The sequence below is a fragment of the Tepidimonas sp. genome (assembly GCF_046292505.1).
Lineage (GTDB): Bacteria > Pseudomonadota > Gammaproteobacteria > Burkholderiales > Burkholderiaceae_C > Tepidimonas.
In genome coordinates this window covers 1-547 of sequence record NZ_JBKBQX010000259.1, presented here as the reverse complement: position 1 = coordinate 547, position 547 = coordinate 1, and the positions used below count along the sequence as shown (strand labels likewise).

Annotated in this window: 1 pseudogene; it reads right to left on the bottom strand. The window is 68.4% G+C overall.

The features are described 5' to 3' along the window. Positions 1-72: 72 nt before the first annotated feature. A pseudogene (locus tag ACK4TH_RS13150) lies at positions 73-547 on the bottom strand (hypothetical protein); the annotation flags it as partial.

Below are 547 nucleotides of genomic sequence, written 5' to 3'. Positions count from 1 at the left end.
CGAAATCGAGAGCAACCCGGTCAAGACCGCCCGCGTGTGGACGCTGTGACCGCCCTCACGCCAGCACGAACCTTACCCCGCACAGCCGCACATAGGGCTCGCCATGCGCCTCCCCGACGAACGCGCCATGGCGCTCGGCGTTCGCAAGGATGGCGTTCGCGTCGCGGCACGACAGCCTGACCGACGCCAGCCCTTCGCCGCGATCATCCTCGCCTCGCGGTCCTTGATCATCTGCTCCAGGGCCGCGGGCACCAGCACGTCAACGGGGGTCTTGTAGAACTCGTCGGCGTCGATCTTCTCCGCGCCCGCCGACGACTTCTTGCCCGAGCCGCTCGACGCGCCGAAGCCCGCCACCCCGCCGACCTTCGCCACGTGCCGCGACAGCGCGTGGGCGTCGATCCCGTTGGTGTTGCGGATGCCCCCGGTGTGGTCCATGACCGCGACGAGTTTGGCGCCCAGGTCCTGGAAGATCCGGGCCGTCCACGAGCCCACGTTCCCGAAGCCCAGCACCGAGAACTTCATCCCCTTGATCTGGATGCCCAGTTCC